The organism is Cupriavidus sp. KK10 (assembly GCF_018223725.1).
In the GTDB taxonomy this organism is placed as follows: Bacteria; Pseudomonadota; Gammaproteobacteria; order Burkholderiales; family Burkholderiaceae; genus Cupriavidus; species Cupriavidus necator.
In genome coordinates, this window is the sequence record NZ_CP073677.1 from 2752411 (window position 1) to 2775013 (window position 22603).

Annotated in this window: 20 protein-coding genes and 2 tRNA genes; 6 read left to right on the forward strand and 16 right to left on the reverse strand. The window is 67.9% G+C overall.

Features of this window, described 5'->3' with window-relative positions; translation table 11 throughout:
• The first annotated feature begins 146 nt into the window (after positions 1 to 146).
• Positions 147 to 677, forward strand: a complete 531-nt coding sequence (locus KB879_RS13065) for a riboflavin biosynthesis protein RibA (RefSeq protein ID WP_211981635.1) — start codon at positions 147 to 149, stop codon at positions 675 to 677.
• Here KB879_RS13065 and KB879_RS13070 read toward each other — a convergent pair whose 3' ends face one another.
• Positions 678 to 1148, reverse strand: a complete 471-nt coding sequence (locus tag KB879_RS13070; protein ID WP_010814564.1) for an Lrp/AsnC family transcriptional regulator — start codon at positions 1146 to 1148, stop codon at positions 678 to 680.
• Between the two features lie 152 nt (positions 1149 to 1300).
• On the opposite strand from KB879_RS13070, the gene KB879_RS13075 reads away from it, so the two are divergent.
• Positions 1301 to 1642, forward strand: a complete 342-nt coding sequence (locus KB879_RS13075; protein ID WP_041228660.1) for a hypothetical protein — start codon at positions 1301 to 1303, stop codon at positions 1640 to 1642.
• A 7-nt stretch (positions 1643 to 1649) separates the two neighbouring features.
• Here KB879_RS13075 and KB879_RS13080 read toward each other — a convergent pair whose 3' ends face one another.
• Positions 1650 to 2573 (reverse strand): LysR family transcriptional regulator, encoded by a 924-nt coding sequence (locus tag KB879_RS13080; protein WP_013953227.1) that lies wholly within the window; start codon positions 2571 to 2573, stop codon positions 1650 to 1652.
• 130 nt (positions 2574 to 2703) lie between these two features.
• On the opposite strand from KB879_RS13080, the gene metE reads away from it, so the two are divergent.
• Entirely contained in the window at positions 2704 to 5082 is a 2379-nt protein-coding gene (metE, locus tag KB879_RS13085) for a 5-methyltetrahydropteroyltriglutamate--homocysteine S-methyltransferase (protein WP_211981636.1), read from the forward strand.
• A 156-nt stretch (positions 5083 to 5238) separates the two neighbouring features.
• On the opposite strand, the gene KB879_RS13090 is transcribed toward metE, so the two are convergent.
• The 6 genes from KB879_RS13090 to KB879_RS13115 all read right to left on the reverse strand — a co-directional run bounded on the left by KB879_RS13090 (position 5239) and on the right by KB879_RS13115 (position 10341).
• Positions 5239 to 6654, reverse strand: a complete 1416-nt coding sequence (locus tag KB879_RS13090) for a DUF1254 domain-containing protein (protein ID WP_041228661.1) — start codon at positions 6652 to 6654, stop codon at positions 5239 to 5241.
• A gap of 258 nt (positions 6655 to 6912) precedes the next feature.
• Positions 6913 to 7692, reverse strand: coding sequence for a 3-oxoadipate enol-lactonase (gene pcaD / locus KB879_RS13095; RefSeq protein WP_211981638.1), 780 nt, complete (start codon positions 7690 to 7692; stop codon positions 6913 to 6915).
• Between the two features lie 39 nt (positions 7693 to 7731).
• A complete protein-coding gene (gene catC / locus KB879_RS13100; RefSeq protein WP_211981640.1) occupies positions 7732 to 8016 on the reverse strand; it encodes a muconolactone Delta-isomerase in 285 nt (94 codons plus the stop codon).
• A gap of 53 nt (positions 8017 to 8069) precedes the next feature.
• Positions 8070 to 8366, reverse strand: a complete 297-nt coding sequence (locus KB879_RS13105; RefSeq protein ID WP_013953232.1) for a YciI family protein — start codon at positions 8364 to 8366, stop codon at positions 8070 to 8072.
• 41 nt (positions 8367 to 8407) lie between these two features.
• The gene (locus KB879_RS13110) at positions 8408 to 9748 is read right to left on the reverse strand and encodes a short-chain fatty acid transporter (RefSeq protein WP_013953233.1); all 1341 of its coding nucleotides are present in this window, start codon (positions 9746 to 9748) and stop codon (positions 8408 to 8410) included.
• Between the two features lie 215 nt (positions 9749 to 9963).
• Complete coding sequence (locus KB879_RS13115) at positions 9964 to 10341, reverse strand: hypothetical protein (protein WP_013953234.1); 378 nt, start codon at positions 10339 to 10341, stop codon at positions 9964 to 9966.
• A 226-nt stretch (positions 10342 to 10567) separates the two neighbouring features.
• Here KB879_RS13115 and KB879_RS13120 point away from each other — a divergent pair, with 226 nt between their 5' ends.
• Complete coding sequence (locus tag KB879_RS13120) at positions 10568 to 12265, forward strand: MBL fold metallo-hydrolase (protein ID WP_211981642.1); 1698 nt, start codon at positions 10568 to 10570, stop codon at positions 12263 to 12265.
• Positions 12266 to 12353: 88 nt separating this feature from the next.
• Positions 12354 to 12430, forward strand: a tRNA-Arg gene (locus KB879_RS13125).
• A gap of 90 nt (positions 12431 to 12520) precedes the next feature.
• Here KB879_RS13125 and KB879_RS13130 read toward each other — a convergent pair.
• Positions 12521 to 13414, reverse strand: a complete 894-nt coding sequence (locus KB879_RS13130) for a hydrolase (protein WP_013953236.1) — start codon at positions 13412 to 13414, stop codon at positions 12521 to 12523.
• A gap of 217 nt (positions 13415 to 13631) precedes the next feature.
• Here KB879_RS13130 and KB879_RS13135 point away from each other — a divergent pair, with 217 nt between their 5' ends.
• Entirely contained in the window at positions 13632 to 15437 is a 1806-nt protein-coding gene (locus tag KB879_RS13135) for a GGDEF domain-containing protein (RefSeq protein WP_013953237.1), read from the forward strand.
• A gap of 160 nt (positions 15438 to 15597) precedes the next feature.
• On the opposite strand, the gene KB879_RS13140 is transcribed toward KB879_RS13135, so the two are convergent.
• The 7 genes from KB879_RS13140 to KB879_RS13170 form a co-directional block, all read right to left on the reverse strand.
• Positions 15598 to 15684 (reverse strand) — tRNA-Leu (locus tag KB879_RS13140).
• Between the two features lie 95 nt (positions 15685 to 15779).
• Positions 15780 to 17066 carry an amidohydrolase family protein gene (locus KB879_RS13145; RefSeq protein WP_153953467.1) on the reverse strand — a complete coding sequence of 429 codons (1287 nt, stop codon included), beginning with the start codon at positions 17064 to 17066 and terminating at the stop codon, positions 15780 to 15782.
• A gap of 76 nt (positions 17067 to 17142) precedes the next feature.
• Positions 17143 to 17835: a TetR/AcrR family transcriptional regulator gene (locus KB879_RS13150; protein ID WP_013953239.1), complete on the reverse strand. Its 693-nt coding sequence runs from the start codon at positions 17833 to 17835 to the stop codon at positions 17143 to 17145.
• Positions 17835 to 18521 carry a uracil phosphoribosyltransferase gene (gene upp / locus KB879_RS13155; RefSeq protein WP_013953240.1) on the reverse strand — a complete coding sequence of 229 codons (687 nt, stop codon included), beginning with the start codon at positions 18519 to 18521 and terminating at the stop codon, positions 17835 to 17837. Before upp ends, KB879_RS13150 begins: the two co-directional genes overlap by 1 nt.
• Positions 18522 to 18593: 72 nt before the next feature.
• Positions 18594 to 19916 carry a URC4/urg3 family protein gene (locus KB879_RS13160; protein WP_013953241.1) on the reverse strand — a complete coding sequence of 441 codons (1323 nt, stop codon included), beginning with the start codon at positions 19914 to 19916 and terminating at the stop codon, positions 18594 to 18596.
• Positions 19913 to 21151 carry a GTP cyclohydrolase II gene (locus KB879_RS13165; RefSeq protein WP_013953242.1) on the reverse strand — a complete coding sequence of 413 codons (1239 nt, stop codon included), beginning with the start codon at positions 21149 to 21151 and terminating at the stop codon, positions 19913 to 19915. The genes KB879_RS13160 and KB879_RS13165 overlap by 4 nt, the downstream gene beginning before the upstream one ends.
• Before the next feature lie 277 nt (positions 21152 to 21428).
• Positions 21429 to 22529 carry an acyltransferase gene (locus KB879_RS13170; protein ID WP_211981643.1) on the reverse strand — a complete coding sequence of 367 codons (1101 nt, stop codon included), beginning with the start codon at positions 22527 to 22529 and terminating at the stop codon, positions 21429 to 21431.
• Positions 22530 to 22603: the final 74 nt, after the last annotated feature.

Genomic DNA, 22603 nt, shown 5'->3' on the forward strand with positions numbered 1-22603 from the left:
CTACAGCAGTACGCGCGATCCACTTATGCAGCCGCTTCAGCCGGGTCGGTAGACTCGGTTTACAGGACATCGCCAGAGCCGTCCCAGGCATCCGAAGCGCATTGTGCATCACCTGACGGCGGCCCTCGGCCCCAGCAGGAGCAGGCATGACCGGTAATCCCTTGAACGCTGAGCAAGCCAGTACCAAGATCGCAGCACTGTTCGATACTAGGTCGGGAGCCAGCGACGCCGCCGAACGGGTCTCCCATGAGGCCCACCTCAAGCGCGGGCAGGTGCGGCTAGTGCACCCATACGAAGCGCACTTCGGCCGCAAGCTGGAGCCCGAGGACGACGCCATCGCGCGCACCGCGGTGCGCTCGCACCTGATGATGGGTGCGCTGGGCGTGGTGATCGGGCTGGCCATTGTCGGCATCCTGCACCGGCAGGAGGTCGAGGCCGTCATGGACAGCCCGGGCCTCGCCGCCGGGGCGGCCATCTTCCTGGGCCTGGTGTCCGGCATGCTGCTGGCGGGGCTGATGACCGCGCGGCCGGACCATCAACTGGTGATTACGCCGGTGCGTGAGGCCGTGCAGCATGGCCGCTGGGCGCTGCTGGTACACCCGACCACGCCGCAGCAATGCCACGAAGCCTTGCGCTCACTGCGCAATACCACCGCCGAGGTGCTCCGGACAGCCTGATCAGGGCTCGACCGAAGGCTCGCGCTTGAGGGTGCGCAGCACAAAGGTCGAGCGGCTGTGGCGCAGGCCAGGCAGCTTGTAGAGCTTGTGCCGCAGGAATTCCTCATAGCCCAGGGTCCCCGCCACGGCGACCTTGATCAGGTAGTCATATTCGCCCGTCAGCAAGTGGGCCTCCATCACCTCAGGCAATTCCGCCAGGGCCTTGCCGAAGCGGTACAGCATGTCGTCGTCGTGCCGCTCGAGCGTGACCTCGATCAGCACGGTATCGGGCAAGCCCAGCGCCTTCTGGTTCAGCAGCGCGGCGTAGCCTTCGATCACCCCGCTTTCTTCCAGCGCGCGCACGCGGTTCCAGCAAGGCGTGGCCGACAGGCCGACTTGCTCGGCCAGCCGCGCATTGGACAGGCGGCCATCACGCCGCAGTTCACGCAGGATGCGCCGGTCGGTGTCGTCGAGTTTGGGAGGCTGTGCCATCGCAATCGCTCACAAGAAAAGAAACATCCTCAAATTCTGCCATACATGGATACCTATTCTTCAATATGATCCATGTCGGAGAAAATAGAGAAGCCAATTTCGGGCAACGGCTGGTAAATTTACCCTATCGAACGACCTGCCGGAAACGACACATGCCAGCCACCACCCTCCCCACCCTGCGCCTCTCGCTGCGACTCGATACCGCCGACCTGTTCGGCGCCATGGAATGGGTGCTGGCCAATGCGCGCCGTACCGGCCTGGCGCCGGCGCAACTCAGCTTCGACGCCGCCACGCAGGCCGTGCTGCATGCCACCCTGACGGCGGAGGATTCCGGCCTGCTGTGGCTGTTCCTGCGCCGCCTCGACAATGGTTTCGACGTGGAACTGCTGATTGCCGACGTGGATGACCCGGACAGCGACGCCATGGCAGAGGCTGCGCCGCGCGCCGCCACGCGCCGCACCGACCGCGAGCCGGCCCTGGCCCTGTCCGCGTGACCCGGGCCTAAGCAGCCTGCGGCAGCAGCTCGATCCCATCGAGCTGCGCCGCGCACGTATCGCGCACGATCGAGACAAAGTCCGCCACATAGGGCCGGCGCGCCATCGCCGCCGGCACCGTGGCGTAGAGCTCGCTCCACAACCCTCTGGCGCCGATGCGCTTGGCCAGCACGTAGTCGTGGTCAACGTAGTTCTTCACGCCCCAGTTGGGCAGCGCCGCCACGCCGCGGCGGCTGGCTACCAGCTGCAGCACCGCCACCGTCAGTTCCGCCGTGCGCCGTTCCAGGTGGATACCGGCAGGCTCCAGCACCTCGCGGATCAGGTCGATGCGCTGCTCCGGCACTGGATAAGTAATCAGCGTTTCGCCGGCCAGGTCCCCGGCTTCGATGCGGCGCTTGTTGCGCAGCCGGTGTTCATTGGCGATGACCGCCAGGATCTCGAAGCGGAACAGCGGCGCCACCTCCAGCCCGCGCCGGGCCGCCGGCAGCGAGCCGATCACCATGTCGGCGCGGCCGTCGCTGAGCAGCGCGATCGGGTCGGCGTGGAAGCCCGCCACCAGGTCCACCTCCACTTCCGGCCAGCGGCGGCGGAACTCATCCATCACCGGCATCAGCCAGTCAAAGCAGGTATGGCATTCCAGCACCACGCGCAGCTCGCCGCGGGTGTCGCCCTTGAGCCGTTCGATATCGCGGTCGGCCGCGCTGACCGCGGCCATCACCTCGCGCGCCAGCGCGAGCAGGCGTTCGCCCGCCGGCGTGAAGCGCAGCCCCTGGCGCGTGCGGTCGAACAGCGGCAGCCCGTAGTGCGATTCGATCGCCTTGATCTGGTGCGATAGCGCTGACTGGCTGACATGCACGCGCTCGGCCGCGGTGGCCAGCTTGCCGGACTCGGCAATCGCCACCAGCGAACGCAAATGGCGGACTTCGATCATGTCGTGCCCCCAACCTGCCGCCCGCCCATCTTGATATGAAACTGATTCATACGTTGTTTAAAACTTGTCGCTTGATTCATTTTACGGGCAAACCGACACTGTGCGCCAGACATCTTCCGGAGCAACATCCATGGCACGCACCCATATCCTCGGCTTTCCCCGCATCGGCGAACGCCGCGAACTGAAATTTGCACAAGAAGCGTTCTGGCGCGGCGACCGCACCGAAGCCGAGCTGCGCGACGTAGCCGCGCAACTGCGCCGCCGCCACTGGCAACTGCAGGCCGACCGCGGCCTGGACACCGTCGCCACCGGCGACTTTGCCTATTACGACCAGATGCTGAGCCTGACCGCGCTGCTGGGCGCGCTGCCGCGCCGCTTCGGTTTCGATCCGGCCCAGCTCACGCTGACGCAGTACTTCGAGCTGGCGCGCGGCAACCGCGAGCAGCCGGCCATGGAAATGACCAAGTGGTTCGACACAAACTACCACTACCTGGTCCCGGAACTGGACGCCGAGACCACGTTCGACGGCGGCCCGGCATGGTTCTTCGAGGAAGCCGATGAGGCGCTTGCGCTTGGCCTGCGCGCCCGCCCGGTGCTGATCGGGCCGGTCACCTACCTGTGGCTGTCCAAGAGCCATGTGGCGGGCTTTGACCGCCTGACGCTGCTGCCGCAACTGCTGCAGGGCTATCGCCGCATCCTTGGCCAGCTCAAGGCGCGCGGCATCGAATGGGTGCAGATCGACGAGCCGGCGCTGTGCCTGGACCTGGAGCCGGCCTGGCTCGACGCGTTCGACACCGCCTACGCTGCCTTGCGCGAAGCCGGCCCCAAGCTGCTGCTGGCCACCTATTTCGACACCGCCGCCGACCATGCGCAGCGCGCCGCTGCGCTGCCGGTCGATGGCTTCCATATCGACCTGGTGCGGGCGCCGGAACAGCTGGCAACGTGGCAGGCCGCGCTGCCCGCGCACGCCGTGCTGTCGCTGGGCGTGATCGACGGCCGCAATATCTGGGGCACCGACTTGCGCCGGGTGCTGGACACCCTGCGCCCGGTGCAGGCCGCGCTGGGCGAGCGCCTGTGGCTGGCACCGTCGTGCTCGCTGCTGCATGTGCCGGTGTCGCTCGCGCATGAAGTGCGCCTCGATGCCGAGCTGAAGTCGTGGCTCGCCTTCGCCACCGAAAAGCTCGACGAACTGTCCGTGCTGGCCCGCGCGTTGAACGAGGGCGACGCCGCCGTCGCCGAAGCGCTGGCAGCATCCGACGCCGCGCAGGCCTCGCGCCGCGCCTCGCGCCGGGTGGTCAACCCGCGTGTGCAGCAGCGGCTGGCAGCCGTGAGCGCCGGCATGGCCAACCGCGCCAGCCCCTTTGCCGAGCGCATCGAGCGCCAGCGCCAGGCGCTGCAGCTGCCGCTGTTGCCGACCACCACGATCGGCTCGTTCCCGCAGACCGCCGCCATCCGCCAGACCCGCGCCGCCTTCAAGCGCGGCGAGATCGGCGCGCTCGAATACCTGGAGCGCATCCGCGCCGAGATCGCCGTGGCCGTACGCAAGCAGGAAGCACTGGGGCTGGACGTGCTGGTGCACGGCGAAGCCGAGCGCAACGACATGGTCGAGTACTTCGGCGAGCAGCTGTGCGGCTACGGCTTTACCGAGAACGGCTGGGTGCAGAGCTATGGCTCGCGCTGCGTCAAGCCGCCGGTGATCTACGGCGATGTGTACAGGCCCGAGCCGATGACGGTCGATACCGCCCGCTATGCGCAATCGCTGACCGAGCGGCCGATGAAGGGCATGCTCACCGGCCCCATCACCATGCTGCAGTGGTCCTTCGTGCGTGACGACCAGCCGCGTGCCACCACCGCGCGCCAGCTGGCCCTGGCCATCCGCGATGAAGTGTGCGACCTGGAGCAGGCCGGCATTCGCGTGATCCAGATCGACGAACCCGCGCTGCGCGAAGGCCTGCCGCTGCGCCGCGCCGACTGGGATGCCTACCTGGACTGGGCCGTCACCGCCTTCCGGCTGTCGGCCAGCGGCGTGCAGGACCAGACCCAGATCCACACCCATATGTGCTATGCCGAGTTCAACGACATCCTGCCCGCCATCGCCGCCATGGACGCGGACGTGATCACCATCGAGACCTCGCGCTCGGCAATGGAACTGCTGGAAGGCTTCGGCGACTTCGACTACCCGAACGAGATCGGGCCGGGCGTCTACGACATCCACTCGCCACGGGTGCCGTCGGTGCAGGCCATGGAGCGGCTGCTGGACCGCGCCTGCGAGGTGGTGCCGCCGCAGCGGCTGTGGGTCAACCCGGACTGCGGCCTGAAGACGCGCGGCTGGGAAGAGACCGAAGCAGCGCTGGCCAATATGGTCAGCGCGGCCCGCGCGCTGCGCGCGCAGCTGTCGGCGCGGGGCGCAACGACATGGAAGCGCGTCAGCAAGCCTGCAGCCGCCACCGCCGCGGCAGTGCCCCACGCCAGCGGCGCGTGCACGGCCTGCGCTACGCACGCGCACTGAGCCGGCGCGGCGCCAATACCGCGGTGTTCTGTCCAGGCAGCGGGCGGGCCATCTACGCCGGGGTGCGCTACAACTTCTGAGCCTTGCGCCGGCAGGAAAAGACAAAGGCCGCATGCCTGCGAGGGCATGCGGCCTTTGTCCTTGATGGCGGGATCGTCAGTTCACGCGCATCACCGCCGGCGGCATCCAGTTGCCGTCCAGCAGCACCTGCTCCGGCCAGTACGCGCGCAGCATCATGTTCAGGCCATCGGGCGGCGCCGGCAGCCAGTTCGCTGCCTTGGCGCCGGCCGGGCGCTCGTGCTGGATATAGATATCGAGCGAGCCGTCGCGGTTGTAGCGCAGGCGGTCGCGGCTGCCCACGGCGTAGCGCTGGATCGGGTTGGGAATGAAAGCCTGCCGGTCGTTGTACAGCGTCAGCGACCAGAACGCGCGTGCCGGCGGCAACTGGTCCTTGTCGAAATGCAGCACATAGCTTGCCCCGCCCTGCAGCGGCCTGCCGTTGGCATCCGTGCGGGTGGAGGCGTAGATGGCATCCTCGGGCAGATTGGCACCCAGGCCCACCCAGGCGGTCACCGCGCGGCGGCCGTAGCTGGTGCCATAGGTGCCCAGGTCGCGATGCATGACCCAGCCGTTGCCGGCATCGGCATTGCCCTTGCGCGCGCCCTGCACGATGGCCGCCAGCGCCGCGGTGGCGCCCTCCTGCACCGCGCGCGCGGTGGAGGGCTCCATCACCGTGGTCTTGAACGGCACCCCGGGGGTGATGCCCATGCGGCGGAGCTTGTCGACCATGGCGGCATCGGCGGGCGCCGGCGGATTGGCCGGCAGCAAGGCGGCAAAGCGCGTGAAGAAGGCCTGTGCATCCATTGCCGCCACCTGCTCCACGGGCGAGCTTTCGGTGTCGATGGCCGTGGGCCGCGGCGCAGCCTTCTCGGCCACGCGCCTCCCGCCACCCCAGGCCGACAGCGGCGTCAGCCGGTACTGGTCCTGCAGCCGGTGCACCGCCGGGAAGTCCTGCTTGCCATTGGTCTGCGTGCGGCCGATCAGCCAGACCATCGACGTGGGCGAGCGGATCTCCTGCATGCCCTTGGGCAGCGTGCCGCGCCAGTCAGGCCCGGTGATGACGAAATTGCCGCGGCGGGTGCCGGTCGTGCGCTTGCCGGGCGACGCGAACACATTGGTCCACGCATCCATCAGCGGCATCAGGTAGTAGCGCCCTTGCGTATCGGGCACCGACAGGATGACCGGCTCCCTGGACAGGTCGAGCCAGGCCGACGAATACAGCGTGTCGGCGTTGGGGCTGACCACATCGGTGAAGCTTGCGTCCGGGAAGGTGCGCTTGTGGCTGAAGGTATTGACCGGCGTGCGCAGCGTCATCAGCTCGCGCGTCACGTCCATCAGCACCATCGGATAGGCGAAGGTGAAGACCTCGGCAGACAAGGCCTTCATGGCCTGGTCGGACGGCGGTTGCTCGGCGACTACCGGGCTGGCCCCGTGATCCGGCGCTGACACACAACCGGACAGCATGACGGCGAGCGTGACCGCGCTCGCCAGTTGACGAAAGGAAGGCTTCATGACCCCGTTTTCCCAATGTTTTTGCGGCTTTTCGGGCGTTGCGGCTATGACTGCCGGCATGTCTTCCCGAAGGCGCATCTATTCCGTGCGCATCTTGTCCCGCACGCCGGTGACCTGTCAATTCCCATGAAGTCGGGAAGCGAGGGCAAGCGCACCGAACGCCGGCGGCATCGGTCAGGGGTGAATCATAAGGCACTATAAGGGATGATGAAAGCCGCACGGATGGCCGCAGCCGGGAGCTTTTCCCTCTATCAGGCCTCAGCGCGTCAGGAAATCCAGCACCACCTTGCTGAATGCCTCGGCCTGCTCCAGGTTGGAGATATGTGCGGCCTCCAGCTCGACATAGTGGGCGCCCGGGATCGTCTGCGCCAGGAACACGCCATCGCGCGGCGGCGTGGGCAGGTCGCCCGATCCGGCGATAACCAGCGTCGGCGTGGTGATTTTTTCGATTTCCGCGCGCAGGTCGGCATCGCGCACGGCCAGGCAGTTGGCCGCATAGCCCGCGGCCGGGCTGGCGCCGAGCATGGCGCGCAGCGATGCCACCAGCCCCGGATGCGCGGCCGCATACGGCGGGGTGAGCCATTTGTCGACCACCGCGGCCGCGATCGATGCCACGCCGTCGCGCTCGACCGCCGCGGCGCGGTTGGTCCAGTTCTCCGGCGGGCCGATATAGGCAGCGGTATTGCACAGCACCAGCTTTTGCAGGCGCGGGCCATGGTTCAGGGCCAGCCACATGCCAGTGATGCCACCCATCGACAAGCCGCAGAAACTGGCCTCGCCGATGCCAAGGTGATCGAGCAGCGCGATCACGTCGCCGCCGAGTTGCGCGATGCTGTACGGACCCGCCGGCACCGACGACTCGCCATGGCCGCGCGTGTCATAGCGCAGCACGCGGAAGTGCTGGCTGAAGGCCGCCACCTGCGGCTCCCACATGCTGAAGCTGGTGCCCAGCGAATTGGACAGCACCAGCACCGGCAGGTGCTCGGTGCCATCGAGGCGGTAATGCAGTCGGACGTTGGCGAGGTCGGCGTATGGCATGGCGTTTGGCTCAGGATCAGTGGGCTGGGTGGCAGGCGCTCAGTTCGGTGCGATGGCCGAACCGTGTTGCGCCAGCGGCGTGATCTTGATCTCCATGTACGGGTACAGCGGCAGCGTGGTCAGCAGCGTGTGCAGTTCGTCGTTGTCGCCGACATCGAAGATGCTGACGTTAGCGTACTGGCCGACCACGCGCCACAGGTGGCGCCACTTGCCTTCGCGCTGCAGGCGCTGCGACATGGCCTTCTCGTCGGCCTTGAGCTGCTCGACCAACTGCGGATCGAGCGATGCGGGAATCTTGACGGTCATTTCGGCCATGAACAACATGGGGTCTCCTTGTCTGGGGGTACGGTGGGATGGAGGCAGCGCGGGCCGCCTCGTCAAAGATGGCGCACGCCGTCGAGATAGGCCTTGCGCCAGCGCACGATGCGCACCTCGGCAAACAGGCCCGCCTCGGTGAACGGATCGGCGTCGATGAATTGCTTTGCCGCGTCGCGGGTGTCGACATCGACGATATAGATGCCGCCGCCGGCGTCCGAGCCATCGTCGTTGAGCTTGGCGCCGCAGGCCAGCAGCAGCGCCTTGTTGGCTTCCAGGTAATCCAGGTGGCTGGCGCGGGTGGCCTGGCGCACATGCTGGTGATTGGGCTTGTCGACGGTCTCGATCAGGTACGGCATGGCGGTCCTCCTGTCAGCGGCACGCTGGCCGCGGGTCAAAGTCAGGCAATCTGCGCGCCCCACAGCAGCAGCGCGGCAATGTAGATCAGGCCCACCCAGAACATCATGATCACGGTGTAGCCCATCACGTCCTTCAGGTTCAGCTTGGACAGCGCCAGCGCCGGCAATATCCAGAACGGCTGCACCAGGTCGTTCCAGGCATTGCCGAGCATCACCGACATCGAGGTCTGGCTGACCGAGCTGTTGATGGCCTTGGCCGCATCGACCATGAACGGGCCCTGGATCATCCAGTGGCCACCGCCCGAGGGCGCGAAGAAGTTGATCACGAACGAGCTGAGCAGCCCCCAGAACGGCAGCGTCTGCGGCGTGGCGATCTCCACGAACACGCGCGAGATCGTATCCACCAGCCCCGAGCCGGCCATGATCGCCATGATGCCTGCATAGAACGGATACTGCAGGATGATGCCGGAAATGGTCTTGATGCCTTCGTTCAGCTTGGCCACGTAATTGACCGGCGTGCCCAGCAGCAGCACGCCCGCGAACAGGATCAGGAAGTTGATCAGGTTCAGGTCGAGCGAGCCGCCCTGCGTGAAGTAGATGACCGCGTAGGCCATGCCGCACAGGCCGATGGCCAGGCTCAGGATGCGGCTGTTGTTCAGGCGCGCGGCCAGCGTGTTCTCGCCGCCCATGCTGTGGGCCGAGCCGGTCTCGGCCTTGGCGGGTTCCTGGTCGCGGCGGATCTCCACCACATCGGCCGGGTTGCGCGGATGCAGCCAGGCATTGAGCAGCGGCAGCGTGACGATCACCGCCAGGCTGGTCAACAGCATCGGCGTGGAGAAGATTGTTTCAGACAGCGGGATCACGCCCATCAGCTTTTCCATCGGGTGGCCCGGGGTGGAGATCAGCACCGGGATGCTGGCCGACAGGCCCAGCCCGTACAGGGTGAAGCCGCTGTACGCGGCCGCGATGATCAGCGGGTAATGCACGCCACGGACCTTCATCGCCAGCTTCCTGGCGATGATGCCGCCGATCACCAGCCCGAAGCCCCAGTTCAGGTAGCTGCCGATGCCGCCCACCAGCGTGGCGACGATCACCGCGGTGCGCGGCGAGTGCACCGCGCTGACGATGCGGTCGAGCATGCGGTCAGTGAACGGCGCGGTGGCCAGCACATAGCCCATCGCCAGGATCACCGCCATCTGCGTGGTGAACGCCAGCAGGTTCCAGAACCCCTTGCCCCAGCTGACGATCACGGCCGGGGCTGCCTGCCCTTGCACCGTCACCGCCAGCGCCATCGTCAGCAAGGTCAGGCCGATGGCAAATACAAAGGGATCCGGCAAATACCGGCGCATGAGTTCGGTGAAGAACCCGGCGATCTTGCTCATAGTTTCCTTGTCTCCAGTGCCAGACAAAGTTACGTCATTAGAACTACAGTTCTATATGCGAACTTCGCAAATATGCGGGGCTATGCTAATGGCCGGTCGACTGGTAGGTCAAGGAAATGGGGAAGCGCGATTACATCCGTTTCGCGCAACAATTATGGGATTCGCCGCCCGGCATTTTCAGCGCAGGTGTCCCGCGATGCGGCCGATCGGCAGGATCAATACCGCATCTGCACATCGTCGACCTTGCCCGTGCGCGCGTTGTACAGGCAGGCATAGTGGAAGCTGATCGCCGACGAACTGTCGTCAGGCTCGAACACACCCTCCCCATTGACCGAGGTCTGCGCATTGGGACGCAGGTAGTACTGCTCGCGGTCGGCCATCAGCATCACGCTGCCGGGCTGCGGGTAGCGGCGCTTGAGGGCTTCCGCCACGGCCGGCTCGCAGGCCCTGGACGCGGCCCTGGATGCGGCTTGTGGATCGACGGTGATGCGGGTGGTGGCCGGGTGCACAGGGCGCGGTGCCATCTGCGGTGGCGTTTCGCAGGCGGCCAGCAGGCACACCAGCGGCAGGCACAGGCAAGAAGCTCGGATCACGCGGACCTCCTCCGAAGCAGGGCGCCGGCAAGGGCATCCCAAAAAGTGAAGCGGAGCTATCAGGTTACTGCCTCCGGCCTGAAAAGCCAAAGCCGGCGCGCCCCGGCAGCCCCGGGGCAACCCCCGGCGATAGCGAATCTTTGAACGCGGCTAAACTATGGCTCGCGGCAGCGCCCCCAGGTTCCGGCCAGGTGCGCGCCGCCAGCACAACCATGATGCCGACACAATGACAACCACAGAGACAAGCGGCAACCGCACTGCCAACCCTGCCCCCCTGCTGCGCACCGCCGCCAGCCTGCTCGTCGTGCGCGATGCGCCGGCCGGCATGGAAGTGCTGCTGGTACGCCGCGTCGAACGCGCCAACGACCGCAGCAGCGGCGCCTATGTTTTCCCCGGCGGCACGCTCGACGCGCAGGACAAGGCCCTGCACGCGCATGCCCACGGCCTGGACGACGCCGTTGCCAGCGAACGCCTGGGCCTGCCGGCCAGCGGCCTGGACTTCTACCTGGCCGCCTTGCGCGAATGCTATGAAGAGGCCGGCCTGCTGTTTGCCTGCGACCGCGACGGGTGCCTGCAGTCGCCGCACCAGCTCGACGCCGCCCGGCAGGCGCTGCTGCGCGAGGCGGTGCAGCGCGGCGGCCCCGGCCTGGCCCACGCTTGCGAGCAACTGGGCCTGCGCCTGGCGGCCGACCGGCTCGCCTATCACAGCTACTGGCTGACGCCGCCCGGCCTGCCCAAGCGTTTCGATACGCGCTTCTTTGTCGCCATCGCCCCCGAAGGCCAGGTGGCCGTGCCCGACGGCACCGAGATCGTGGAGCACCGCTGGATCCGCCCCGGCGAGGCCGCCGATCCGGCCAGCGGCCTGGCGCTGATGCACGTCACGCGCCGCACGCTGAGCTCGATCGCACAGTTTGAGAGCGCCGCGACCTGCTTCGCTTATTACTCGCAGTTGCGCGGCATTGCCTGCATCATGCCGAGGCTGGCCACCGGCGCGGCCGGCGTGCGCCCGGTGATGCCCAACGAGCCGTGCTACGCCGAGATCGGCCGCATCGATCCCGACGGCAACACGCACGGCCGTTATGAGCTGGCACCGGGCGTGCCGGTACGGCTGTCCGAGCGCGTCTGGCGCGTGACCGCCAACAACGGCAACGTGATGACGGGCCCGGGCACCAACACCTACCTGGTAGGCGGCGGCGCGCGCAATGAATGGGCCGTGATCGATCCGGGCCCGGACTATGCCGAGCACGTGCGCGCCATCCTTGCTGCCGCACCCGGTCCGATCCGCTGGATCCTCGCCACGCATACCCACCAGGACCACTCCCCCGCGGCCGCCGCGCTGCAGGCCGCCACCGGCGCCGCGGTGCTCGGGCGTGCTGCGCCAGCCGGCCAGTGGCAGGACGCCACCTTCGAACCACAGCGCGAACTCGACCACGGCGAGCGCCTTGCCATCACCGAGGACTGCACCCTGCGCGTGTGCCACACGCCGGGCCACGCCTCGAACCACCTCTGCTACCTGCTGGAAGAAGAAAAGACCCTCTTCACCGGCGACCACGTGATGCAGGGCTCGACCGTCGTCATCGGCCCGCCCGATGGCGACATGCGCGCCTACCTAGACTCGCTCGCCGCGCTGCAGGACGAAGACCTCGACTGGCTGGCGCCGGGGCATGGCTTCCTGATCGCGCGGCCGCAGGACGCCATCCGCGTCCTGGTCCGGCACCGGCTGCAGCGCGAGGCCAAGGTCGCTGCCGCGCTGCGCGAACTGGGTCCGGCACCGATCAGCGAGCTGGTCCTGCGCGTCTACGACGATGTGCCGCCGCGCATGCATCCGGTTGCGCAGCGCTCGCTGCTGGCGCACCTGCTCAAGCTGCGCGATGACGGCAAGGCGCAGGAAGCGGACGGCGTCTGGTCGGAAGCCACGGCGTAGCACTGGCGCGGGCATCGGGGCCAGTTGAAGTTTTTTGGCGGGGGGCTTGCGCAAACCAGAAATTGCGCTACAATGGCGCCTCTCGTGTGCGGCTGTAGCTCAGTTGGATAGAGTACTTGGCTACGAACCAAGGGGTCGTGGGTTCGAATCCTGCCAGCCGCGCCACCTATGCAGAAAGAAAAAGGGCTTCCGTTTCCGGAAGCCCTTTTTTCATTGCGGCGCTCGCATTTGGCGCCGCCCTCCCTGTTACCACCCCTACCACCGATAGCGCGCCCCGACCGTTCCGCCCGGGTTGCGCCCTGCCCTCACCTTGAACCATAGCTTCATGCCGGTCGACGTATTGCCATGCGCGCCGATGTTGAAGGAGAACAGCCCGCGCAGCAGGTCGGCATCGATCTTGGTGCCGTTGATGTTGATGACCTGCTTGCGGCTGTCCTGCCACCAGTCTGCCTCGACGAAGGGATAGATGCCGGCCAGCCGCGTCGGCTGCGCGCCGTACAGGCGCACGCCGATACCGGCGGCGCTGGCATCGCCGGGCATGGCTTCCATCGGCATGCCGGAGACGGGAGACGTGCCAGGCTGGTAGGCCAGCTGCAAGCGCGGCTGTATGGTCAGCCCGCCTGCGCGCGGCACCACGGCATCGACCGCCAGCGCCATGGTGCGCATGCGGCTGTCGGTAAAACCGCCTGCGGTGGTGATGTCGTCCAGGTGCAGCGACACCCGGCGCGGGCGCTCCATGGCGGCGGTTTCACGGTCCACCGCGGCAAGACCGGGAGCATCGTCATCGGGCCCGGCGCCGGTGGCAAGCGTTAACGCGGATGGGGACGACGGCGACAGCGCGGCATACTCGACGGTGACGGGCTCGGCGGGCGTGGCGGACCAGGCAGGAGAAGCGGTGTCGGCAACCAGCAGATCAGGCACGTCGGCCATGACGGCCTGCCCGGGTTGCGTCTGCAGCGGCTGGTCCCAGCCGGAGACGCCATGGTTTTCCGGAACGGCGTCCTCTGCATGGGCCAGTGCACACATCAGCATGGCCAGGATGACGCTGTACTGCAGGTGATGCAGGACCATGCCGGGGTGCGCAGCACGTGCGTGCCACCCGGGGCAAGTCCCCGCCTCCCTTTCTCTCGATGACAAGACCGTAGTCATGGCAACCACCTTCGGACGTTATATGTGCCTGCCCGATGAGTTTGAGCATAGGTCAAATGCCCTGCCAGCGTTAGCCGGGAGTGTTCGGCCGCGCGCGCCCCGCGCGACGCTGTCGGCCAGCAAATTTGGCCTGGCCGCTGCGCCTTTTCGTCAATAATGGCGGTCATGACAAATCTTGCAGACATAGCCCGGCATGCTGCCGCCGGGAGCAAACCTTATGGCCTTGTGGCGACGTGCGCGCCGGCGTGAGTCCGAGCCCGGGGGCATGGCGCCGCCAGCCGGGCGCAGCCGCAGCCTGAAGCGCAAGCTGGCGATCGCCACGGCGGTCGGCGGGCTCTGCACCCTGGTGCTCGCCGCGCTGGTGATGGCCCGCTCGTATGGCGACTTCACCTCGGCCCGGCAGAACCTGTACGACATCTCGGCGTACCGCGAGTTGCTGGACGCCGCCAACGTGCTGTCCGCTGAACGCGGACCGGCCAACAGCGTGCTGGGAGAGCCACCCTCGCCCCACACCGCCGCGCGCGAACGCCTGCAAACCTTCCGCGCCCGCAGCGACGCCGCGCTGGCGCGCTTGGCCGCGCCGCCGCCGGCACCCTTCGGCCTGCACCACCACCACCTGCCGCCGCTGATGGTCGAGCGCGTGCGCGAACGCCTGGCGCGGGCGCGGGCCGAGATCGACGATCTCGCCGGGCGCCCGCGCCAGGACCGTGACATGGACGAGATCCGACACGCCATCGAAAGCATGTTCGAGGTCGTGGACGCGCTGCAGCCGGCCCTCGCCTGGCAGGTACGCGAGCTCTCCGCCTGCGACGACGGCCTGGCGGCGCCGGCCCTGACAGGCAGGATGCTGGGCGACCTGCGCGAGTATGGCGGGCGCATCGCCTCGCAAATCATGGCGCCCGTGGCGGCGCGCCAGCCGATGCCGGTGCAGAGCCTGGTGGATGCCACGCGCTCGCGCGGCCGGCTGCTTGAGCTATGGCAGCTGGCAGGGCCGGCGTACAACATGTTCGGCGCCGTGCCCGCGCTGGAGCAGGCATACGCCGACGCCAGCCACCAGTTCTTCGGCCAGGGCCTGGCCATGATCGACAGCCTGGTTGCGCAGGGCCGCGTGTCGGGCCATTACTCGATGACGCCGACGGAGCTGACCAACCGCTATGTGCGCACGCTGGAGCCGCTGGAGCGGCTGCGCAGCGTATTCCTGGATGAGGTGGTCGCGCATTTCACCGCAACGCGCGCACAGGCGCTGCGCGAGCTGACGGCCGCGTGCGGCACGTCGGCGCTGATCCTTGCCGTGCTGGGATACGTGCTGGTGTTCACGCAGCGCTCGGTGTTCCTGCCGCTGCTGCAAGCCGGCGACGAAGTGATCGGCCTGGCCGAGGCGCGCGGCCACCCGCACTACGCTGCGCCAGCGGCGTCCACCAGGCCCGCGGCGGAGATGCGGCGCCTGTTCGATGCCATCGAGATCCTGCGCCGCAAGCTGCGCGAGCGCGCCTCGCTGACCGCGCAACTGGAACACCAGGCGCGCACCGACAGCCTGACCGGGCTGCTGAACCGGCGCGCGCTGGAGCTGGTGGCCGCGCAGTACGCGGCACACGACAGCGCCAGCCTGGTGCTGATCGACGTGGACCGCTTCAAGCAGATCAACGACCGCCACGGCCATGCCGCCGGCGACCAAGTGCTGCGCGACCTCGCTGCGATGATGCGCGCGCTGGTGCCGCCCGAAGGCGTGCTGGCACGCTTCGGCGGTGAGGAGTTCGCGCTGCTGCTGCCGCACGGCAGGCCGGGCGAGGCCGCCGCGCTGGCCGAGACCCTGCGCGCGGAAGTCGCATCCCGCCCGGTCTACCTGTCCAGCACCACCCAGCTGCGCGTCACCGCCAGCTTCGGCGTGGCCATCGGACGCGGCGGCGAGCGCCACTGGCAGCGGCTATTCGGCGCGGCCGACGCTGCCATGTACCGCGCCAAGGCCGAAGGGCGCAACTGCGTTCGCGAGGCACAGCGCGAGGAAGGGGTAGCAACCGGCTGAACCAGGCCGACCCCGGAACCAGCACGGAAACGATGGACGAAAAAAACCCGCATCGCTGCGGGTTTCTTCCAGATATCCGAGGCCGGTGCCCGGCAAGGACTCGGTCACCTACGCCGGCTGAAACGAAGAAAGGCTCGCTTGCGCGAGCCTTTCTAAATATTGGTGCCCAGAAGAGGACTCGAACCTCCACAGTGTTGCCACCGCTAGGACCTGAACCTAGTGCGTCTACCAATTCCGCCATCTGGGCTTCGTTTCGCTGCATTGCTGCCGCGATGCGAAGAACGAAATTATGCCGAGCCCGACAGGGACTGTCAACTCCTTGGCGCAAAAAATTTGTGCTCCCTATTGCCCGCCGCCGTGCCGCAGGAAGTCCACCTGCGCCGGCCGGCCAGGCAGGTCCAGCGTGGCCATCGCCGGGGGCGTGCTGGCGATGGACTTGCCGGCACGCAGTACCCGCAGGCGCGTGGCGCGCAGGCGGATCGCCTCCACCGGGTCGCGCGCCTGCAGCAGCACCAGGTCGGCGCGGCAGCCAGGCGCCACGCCGTAGCCGTCCAGCCCCAGGATCTGCGCGGGCGTGGCGGTCACCGCGGCAAAGCAGGCGCGCATGGCCTCCTGCCCGGTCATCTGCGCAACGTGCAGCCCCATGTGCGCCACTTCCAGCATGTCGCCGGAGCCGAGGCTGTACCACGGATCCATCACGCAATCGTGGCCGAACGCCACCCGCACGCCGGCCTCCAGCAACTCCGGCACGCGCGTCATGCCGCGGCGCCGCGGATAGGTATCGTGCCGCCCCTGCAGCGTGATGTTGATCAGCGGATTGGCGATCGCCGCCACGCCGGCCTCGCGCATCAGCGGGATCAGCTTGGACACGTAGTAGTTGTCCATGGAATGCATCGAAGTCAGGTGCGAGCCCGCCACCCTGCCCTGCAGGCCGAGCCGGACGGACTCGCTGGCCAGCGTCTCGATATGGCGCGACAGCGGGTCGTCGCTCTCGTCGCAATGCATGTCGACGCGCAGGCCGCGGTCCGCCGCCAGTTCGCACAGCAGCCGGACCGATTCGGCGCCCTGCGCCATGGTGCGCTCGAAATGCGGGATGCCGCCGACCACGTCGACGCCCATGTCCAGCGCGCGCTTCAGGTTGTCCAGCGCGCCGGGCGCGCGCAGCACCCCGTCCTGCGGGAACGCCACCAGCTGCAGGTCCAGGTAAGGACGCACGCGCTCGCGCACGTGCAGCAGCGCCTCCACCGCCAGCAGCCGCGGATCACACACGTCCACATGCGAGCGGATCGCCAGCAGCCCGCGCGCCACCGCCCAGTCGCAATAGGCCAGTGCGCGCTCGACCAGCGCTTCCTGCGTCAGCATCGGCTTGAGCTCGCCCCACAGCGCAATGCCTTCGAGCAGCGTGCCCGACTGGTTCACGCGCGGCAGACCGTACGACAGCGTGGCGTCCATATGGAAGTGCGCATCGACGAACGGCGGCGTCACCAACTGGCCGGCCGCATCGATCTCCTCGGCGGCGCGTGCAGCCAGTGCCGGCTCAACCGCGGCGATGCGGCCTGCGGCAATGCCGATATCGATGTCGGTGCGCCCGTCGGGCAGGTTGCAATGCCGCAGGATCAGGTCGAGCATGGGGGTCTCTCAGGCAGCAGGCACGGCGATGTTCTCACGGCGCCGGCTCGGGCGCCACGGTGGGCGGGTCCAGGCGTCATACGCGCCGGTCGGGCGCCGCAGGCTCGGGCTCGAGTCCGCAGCCGCGCAGCAGCAGCGCCACCAGGTGCTCGGTGGCCTGCGCATAGTCCTGCTGCTTCAGCTGGCTGACGCCGAGCACCGCGCATACCTGCGACTCGAAATCCGCATAGGTCTGCGTGGCCGCCCAGATCGTGAAGAACAGGTGCTGCGGGTCGACCGGCGCCATCTGGCCGCGGTCGATCCACTGCTGCACCACCGCCGCCTTGCGCGACACCAGCTCGCGCAGCACCTGCCGCAGGACCTCGCCGATCTCATGCGCGCCGTGCAGCAGTTCATTGGCAAATACGCGCGATGCATCCGGATGACTGGCCGACAGCCGCATCTTGGCGCGGATGTATTGTTCCAGCGCCACCTGCGGCGGCAGCTCGGCGCGGATGATATCGGTCTCCGACAGCCACAGCTGCAGCGTATGCGCCAGCACGGCGCGGTACAGCGCCTGCTTGGTGCGGAAGTAGTAATGCAGGTTGGACTTTGGCACGCCGGCGCGCATTGCGATCTCGGCCATGGTGGCGCCGGCAAAGCCCGCGCGCGCGAAGACATGCTCGGCCGCGTGCAGGATCATGGCCTGGTTCTCCTGCCGGATGCGCCCGCCCGGGGCATCGCACGCGGGTAGCGGGCGCCGCGCCGTGGCGCTGGCGGGCGCGTCCATCAGCGCGTGCCGTAGAGGCGGTCGCCGGCGTCGCCCAGCCCGGGCACGATATACCCGTGCTCGTTGAGCGTGTCGTCGATGGCCGCGGTGACGATGCCGACCTCAGGGTGCGCTGCACGCAGCGCGCGCAGCCCGGGGCGCGAGGCGATCAGGCACACGTACTTCATGGTGGTGACGCCGGCCTCTTTCAGGCGGTTCAGCGCGGCGATGGCCGAGTTGCCGGTGGCTAGCATCGGGTCCACCACGATCACCATGCGCTCCTGGATGTCTTCCGGCATCTTGAAGTAGTACTCGATCGGCTCCAGCGTCTCGGGGTCGCGGTACAGGCCGATATGCCCGACGCGCGCCGCCGGCAGCAGTTCCAGCATGCCGTCGATAAAGCCGTTGCCCGCGCGCAGGATCGACACCAGGCACAGCTTCTTGCCGGACAGCACCCGCGACTGCATCGGCGCGATCGGCGTGCGGATGGCGACGGTCTCCATGGCCAGGTCGCGCGTGGCTTCGTAGGTCAGCAACTGGCTGATTTCGCGCACCAGCCGGCGGAAGTTGTCGGTGGTGGTCTCCTCGCTGCGCACCAGGGTGACCTTGTGCTGCACCAGCGGGTGGTCGACGACCAGCACGCCGGGCAGGCCGGCAGCATCGGCATCGAGTGGGTCAACAGCGGGAACAGCGGACATGTCGTTCATGGTGACGCTCCTGATGCCACGTTTCACATGCAATGCCTGCCAGCAACGTCGGCCGCCTGGCGGCCGACGTGCTCAGAACACGGTGCCGTCGCTGATGATGGCGAACGGCGGCGCGCCACCCGGGCGCCGCTTGGCGGCAATGCGGCGCCCCGCCGCCCAGGTGCCGCCTTCCAGCACGCGCGCAAGCGGGAAATTTTCTTCCTGCAAGCCAAGCGCCTGGCGCACGCCGTCGGCCACCAGGTCCAGGCCGGTCACTGTCAGCGCGCGCCATTCGACGATCACGGGCTCATCCACCGCATGCGGCACGGCGGCAAAACCGGGGTCGCGCGGCACCATCAGCTCGAAGTCGTAGAGCAGGCCGCCGTTGCGGTATTCGGGCAGGCCCGTCAGCGCGTCCAGCCCGGTCACGGTCAGGCCGGCGTCTTCCAGCGGCTCCAGCAGTGAATAGGTCAGCCATTGCGTGAGCTTGTGGAACGGTACCAGCCCGCCCGGCGCGGCCGGATGCCGCCAGCAGTCGCCCAGCGAAACGCCTTCGACAATGATCCGCCCCGGCCATACCGGCCCCAGGCCGACCAGCAGCGTGCGCAGCAGGAAGCCGGCGTCGAGCTGCCCGTTGACCGCATGCGCCTTCAGGTAGTCGTAGAGGTTGCCCAGCCGCGCCGGCCGGCCGAACAGCGCCGGAGTCGCCTCCATCACCTCGCCCAGGCGGCGCAGCAGGCCGGCGCGGCCTTCCAGCCCCACCAGCGGGTTGTGCTGCGCGACCTGGAAGGCGTGGGCGATGCTGTCGGCATCGATGCGCTGCAGCCGCTCGGCGTCCGCGCGCAGCGGATCGCCCGGCGCGGCCGAGAAGCCGCCGCGCGCGAACAGGACGAAGCTGGCCACGCCCAGCCCTTCCGAGCGCGTCAGCACCAGGTCGCTGGCCGGATCGCGGTAACGCCAGTCCGGGCCGGCGCCGGCATCCAGCAGTACGCTTGGAATGACCAGGTCGATGCCGATGCGGGCGCGCTCCTCGCGGTGCTCTGGCCCGCTCAGCGCGGCACGCTCGCACAACACCTGCCAGCGGTCCGCGCGCTGGTCGACGGCGCCACTTTCAAAATGGCGCCAGCGGCTGTGGTACGGCACCTGCAGGTCCGGATAGCGCTGGCGGATGGTGCTGGCGACATAGTCGGCAATTGCATGCACGCGGTCCGGATGCCAGGTGAAAAGCTCGGACGCGCCGCTGGCCACGTGTTCGGTGACCGCCGCGCAATGCGTGCGCACCGCCTCGGCACACAGCAGCGCCGAGGCGGGATGCCCTTCCGGCACCGGGCTCAGCCAGCCGGCACCCGGCCGCATCTCGTTACCTGTGCCCTGGCGGTCCATGCCGGGCTTGCCATCCTCGGGAAACATCGTCATTCGTTCAACCCCCTGCCCTTTGCCAGGGCCAGTTCGTTCGCATCCGGCGGCGTGTAGTGCGTAAAGTAGCCGGCGGCCACCTTGGCATCGATCTCGACACGGGCATCGGCGGGGATCAGGGCCTCGGGGATGGCCACCTGCTCGACCACCTCGATGCCCTGCGCCACCAGCGCGCCATGCTTCATGTTGCTCATCGACGCCCAGCGGTCGATGCGGCGGATGCCCAGCCAATGGAACACATCCGGCATCAACTCCTGGAAACGCATGTCCTGCACGCCTGCCACGCATTCGGTGCGGGCAAAGTAAGTCTCGGCACGGTCGCCGCCCACCTGCCGCTTGCGGGCGTTGTAGACCAGGAACTTGGTCACCTCGCCCAGCGCGCGGCCCTCCTTGCGGTTGTAGACCACCAGCCCGACACCGCCCTGCTGCGCCATCTCGATGCACACCTCGATGCCATGTGCCAGATACGGCCGGCAGGTACAGATGTCTGACCCGAACACATCCGATCCGTTGCATTCATCGTGCACGCGGCACGCCACGCGGGTCTCGGGCTTGCCCAGCTGGCTGACGTCGCCGAAGAAGTACAGCGTCATGCCGCCGATGGGCGGAAGGAACACCTTCAGGTCCGGCCGCGTCACCAGTTCCGGGAACATGCCGCCGGTCTGCTCGAACAGGCTGCGGCGCAGCACGCTTTCCTTGATGCCGAAACGGGCCGCCAGCCCGGGTAGGTACCACACCGGGTCGACCGCCGCCTTGGTCACCCGCACGTCGCCATTGGCATGGAGGATGTCGCCGTCGGGCTTGAGCCGGCCGGCCGCAATGGCCGACACCAGCTCCGGCATGTTGATATGCGCACGGGTGACGGCGATGGTCGGGCGAATATCCACGCCGGCCGCGATGCGGTCGGCAAAGACGGTGGAAACCAGGTGGCCCCAGGGATCCAGCGAGACAATTTTCTCCGGGTCGCCCCATTGCGGATGCGGCCCAATGGCTTCCGCCGGCGCGGTATCGGTCAGGTCGGTGCGATGGTCGCGCTGCAAAGCGCCCGCGGCAACCGCCAGGGCCCGGTAGATGGCGTAGGCGCCAGCATGAGTGCCGATCACATTGCGCTGTGCCGGATTCGCCAGGCTGGCGATGACCGGCCCGCGCTCGGCCGCCGTGGGGGCGCCCCAGTGGATGGGCTCGGCCGGCTTGTCGCGGCGTGCGTGTGAGGTGAGGACGATATGGTCGGACATGGCACCCTCGGTTCCCGATGGAATCCTGACCAAATGGTCAGGTTTACGATTCCATACTAGGCAACCTTTGTGCCATCGCCCAATGCCCGTTTACGCGAGTGTTGCGGCAATGTGTGTGGCGCCGAACGCAAGTCCGCGCTGGCGGCATGCACGCATCGCGTGCCGGCGGCGGGACATCGCGGGTGCATACGCACCAACAAAAGGCGCGCACGGCCATGCGGGCACGGCGCCGTCCGGGGCAAACCGTGCCGCCGCTGCGCGGCGGTGCCTGCAAGCATTACACGCTTTGCCGGCCGGCGGGGTCGCGGCCGTTGCCCAGCAGCGCACGCAGCGCCGCCAGCGGCTGGGCGCTTTCGATGTAGCGATAAAACAGCACGCCGGCCACATTGCTGAGCCCCCACGCGGCAACCATGCCGAGCGCGTTCAGCACCGGCTGGCCCGGCGCCAGGTTCGACACCAGCGCGTTGACCAGCAGGCAAACCGGAAAGTGAACCAGGAACACCGAATAGGAAATGCGCCCGAAGAAGCCGACCACGCGCGCCCGCGGCCAGCGCTCCAGCCAGCCGCCGCGGCGCGCCACCGCCAGCAGCAGCGCAGTGGCAAGCGCCACCGCGATGCGCAGCCGGAAATCCACCGCCAGCGCCGCCAGCGCGACCGCGCCGATAAGCAGCAGCGGCAACACCGGGCGGCCGGCGTTGGACGCCCAGTAGGCCAGCGCCCCCATGCCATAGGCGCCGAAGAAGTACACGGCCCAGATATCCCACGCGGCATCGCGGTTGAACCAGAACAGCGACGCCACCGCCACCAGCGCCACGATGCCGATGCTGGCCCCGGCACCCGCCGGCGCTTTCCCGCCCGCCACGGCGCGCGCGGCCCACAGCGCGCCCAGCAGCAGCGCAAACAGCTGCAGGTCGATAGCCACGTACCAGACCCCGGCCGAGAGCGCATCGACATCGAGCACGTTATGCAGCAGCGTCACGTGCGCCAGGAACTGCAGCAGGCCGGGCGGCGCGGGGATCGAGTCGTGCACCATCCAATGGCGCGCCAGGGCGGCACCGGCAATGCTGAGCAGCAGCGCCGCGGCAAAGGGCACCACCAGCTTCTGGTAGCGCCGCCACAGCACCAGCAGCGGATGCTGGCGGATCTCCAGCCGGCCATGCGGCGCCAGGCTGCGCGCGGCGAGAAAGCCGCTGATCACTAGGAAGACCTGCACAGCGATGCGGGCGTAGTCGTACAGCCAGTCCACCAGCCCCGGGGCCAGCCGATACGCGGTATCGGACATCGGGCCATAGAAGGCCAGGTGATGGAGCACGATCAACTGGGAGCTGACCGCTTTCAGGGCGTCGATGCAAGGCAGGCGCGACGGACGAGGGCTCATTGTTATAGGAATGCTGCAATTGCCACGGAAGGCGCGATTCTACCTGCTTGCACCGGCTCTAATATGGCGCATAC

Coding starts and splice junctions, on each gene's coding strand:
- KB879_RS13110 (WP_013953233.1), bottom strand. CDS start 9,748: ATGAGCAAGATCGCCGGGTTCTTCACCGAACTCATGCGCCGGTATTTG.
- KB879_RS13165 (WP_013953242.1), bottom strand. CDS start 21,151: ATGTCCGACCATATCGTCCTCACCTCACACGCACGCCGCGACAAGCCG.
- KB879_RS13145 (WP_153953467.1), bottom strand. CDS start 17,066: ATGCTCGACCTGATCCTGCGGCATTGCAACCTGCCCGACGGGCGCACC.
- catC (WP_211981640.1), bottom strand. CDS start 8,016: ATGTTGTTCATGGCCGAAATGACCGTCAAGATTCCCGCATCGCTCGAT.
- KB879_RS13160 (WP_013953241.1), bottom strand. CDS start 19,916: ATGACGATGTTTCCCGAGGATGGCAAGCCCGGCATGGACCGCCAGGGC.
- KB879_RS13170 (WP_211981643.1), bottom strand. CDS start 22,529: ATGAGCCCTCGTCCGTCGCGCCTGCCTTGCATCGACGCCCTGAAAGCG.
- KB879_RS13070 (WP_010814564.1), bottom strand. CDS start 1,148: ATGGCACAGCCTCCCAAACTCGACGACACCGACCGGCGCATCCTGCGT.
- KB879_RS13065 (WP_211981635.1), top strand. CDS start 147: ATGACCGGTAATCCCTTGAACGCTGAGCAAGCCAGTACCAAGATCGCA.
- KB879_RS13135 (WP_013953237.1), top strand. CDS start 13,632: ATGGCCTTGTGGCGACGTGCGCGCCGGCGTGAGTCCGAGCCCGGGGGC.
- upp (WP_013953240.1), bottom strand. CDS start 18,521: ATGAACGACATGTCCGCTGTTCCCGCTGTTGACCCACTCGATGCCGAT.
- metE (WP_211981636.1), top strand. CDS start 2,704: ATGGCACGCACCCATATCCTCGGCTTTCCCCGCATCGGCGAACGCCGC.
- KB879_RS13090 (WP_041228661.1), bottom strand. CDS start 6,654: ATGAAGCCTTCCTTTCGTCAACTGGCGAGCGCGGTCACGCTCGCCGTC.
- KB879_RS13080 (WP_013953227.1), bottom strand. CDS start 2,573: ATGATCGAAGTCCGCCATTTGCGTTCGCTGGTGGCGATTGCCGAGTCC.
- KB879_RS13120 (WP_211981642.1), top strand. CDS start 10,568: ATGACAACCACAGAGACAAGCGGCAACCGCACTGCCAACCCTGCCCCC.
- KB879_RS13105 (WP_013953232.1), bottom strand. CDS start 8,366: ATGCCGTACCTGATCGAGACCGTCGACAAGCCCAATCACCAGCATGTG.
- KB879_RS13130 (WP_013953236.1), bottom strand. CDS start 13,414: ATGACTACGGTCTTGTCATCGAGAGAAAGGGAGGCGGGGACTTGCCCC.
- KB879_RS13150 (WP_013953239.1), bottom strand. CDS start 17,835: ATGGACGCGCCCGCCAGCGCCACGGCGCGGCGCCCGCTACCCGCGTGC.
- KB879_RS13075 (WP_041228660.1), top strand. CDS start 1,301: ATGCCAGCCACCACCCTCCCCACCCTGCGCCTCTCGCTGCGACTCGAT.
- pcaD (WP_211981638.1), bottom strand. CDS start 7,692: ATGCCATACGCCGACCTCGCCAACGTCCGACTGCATTACCGCCTCGAT.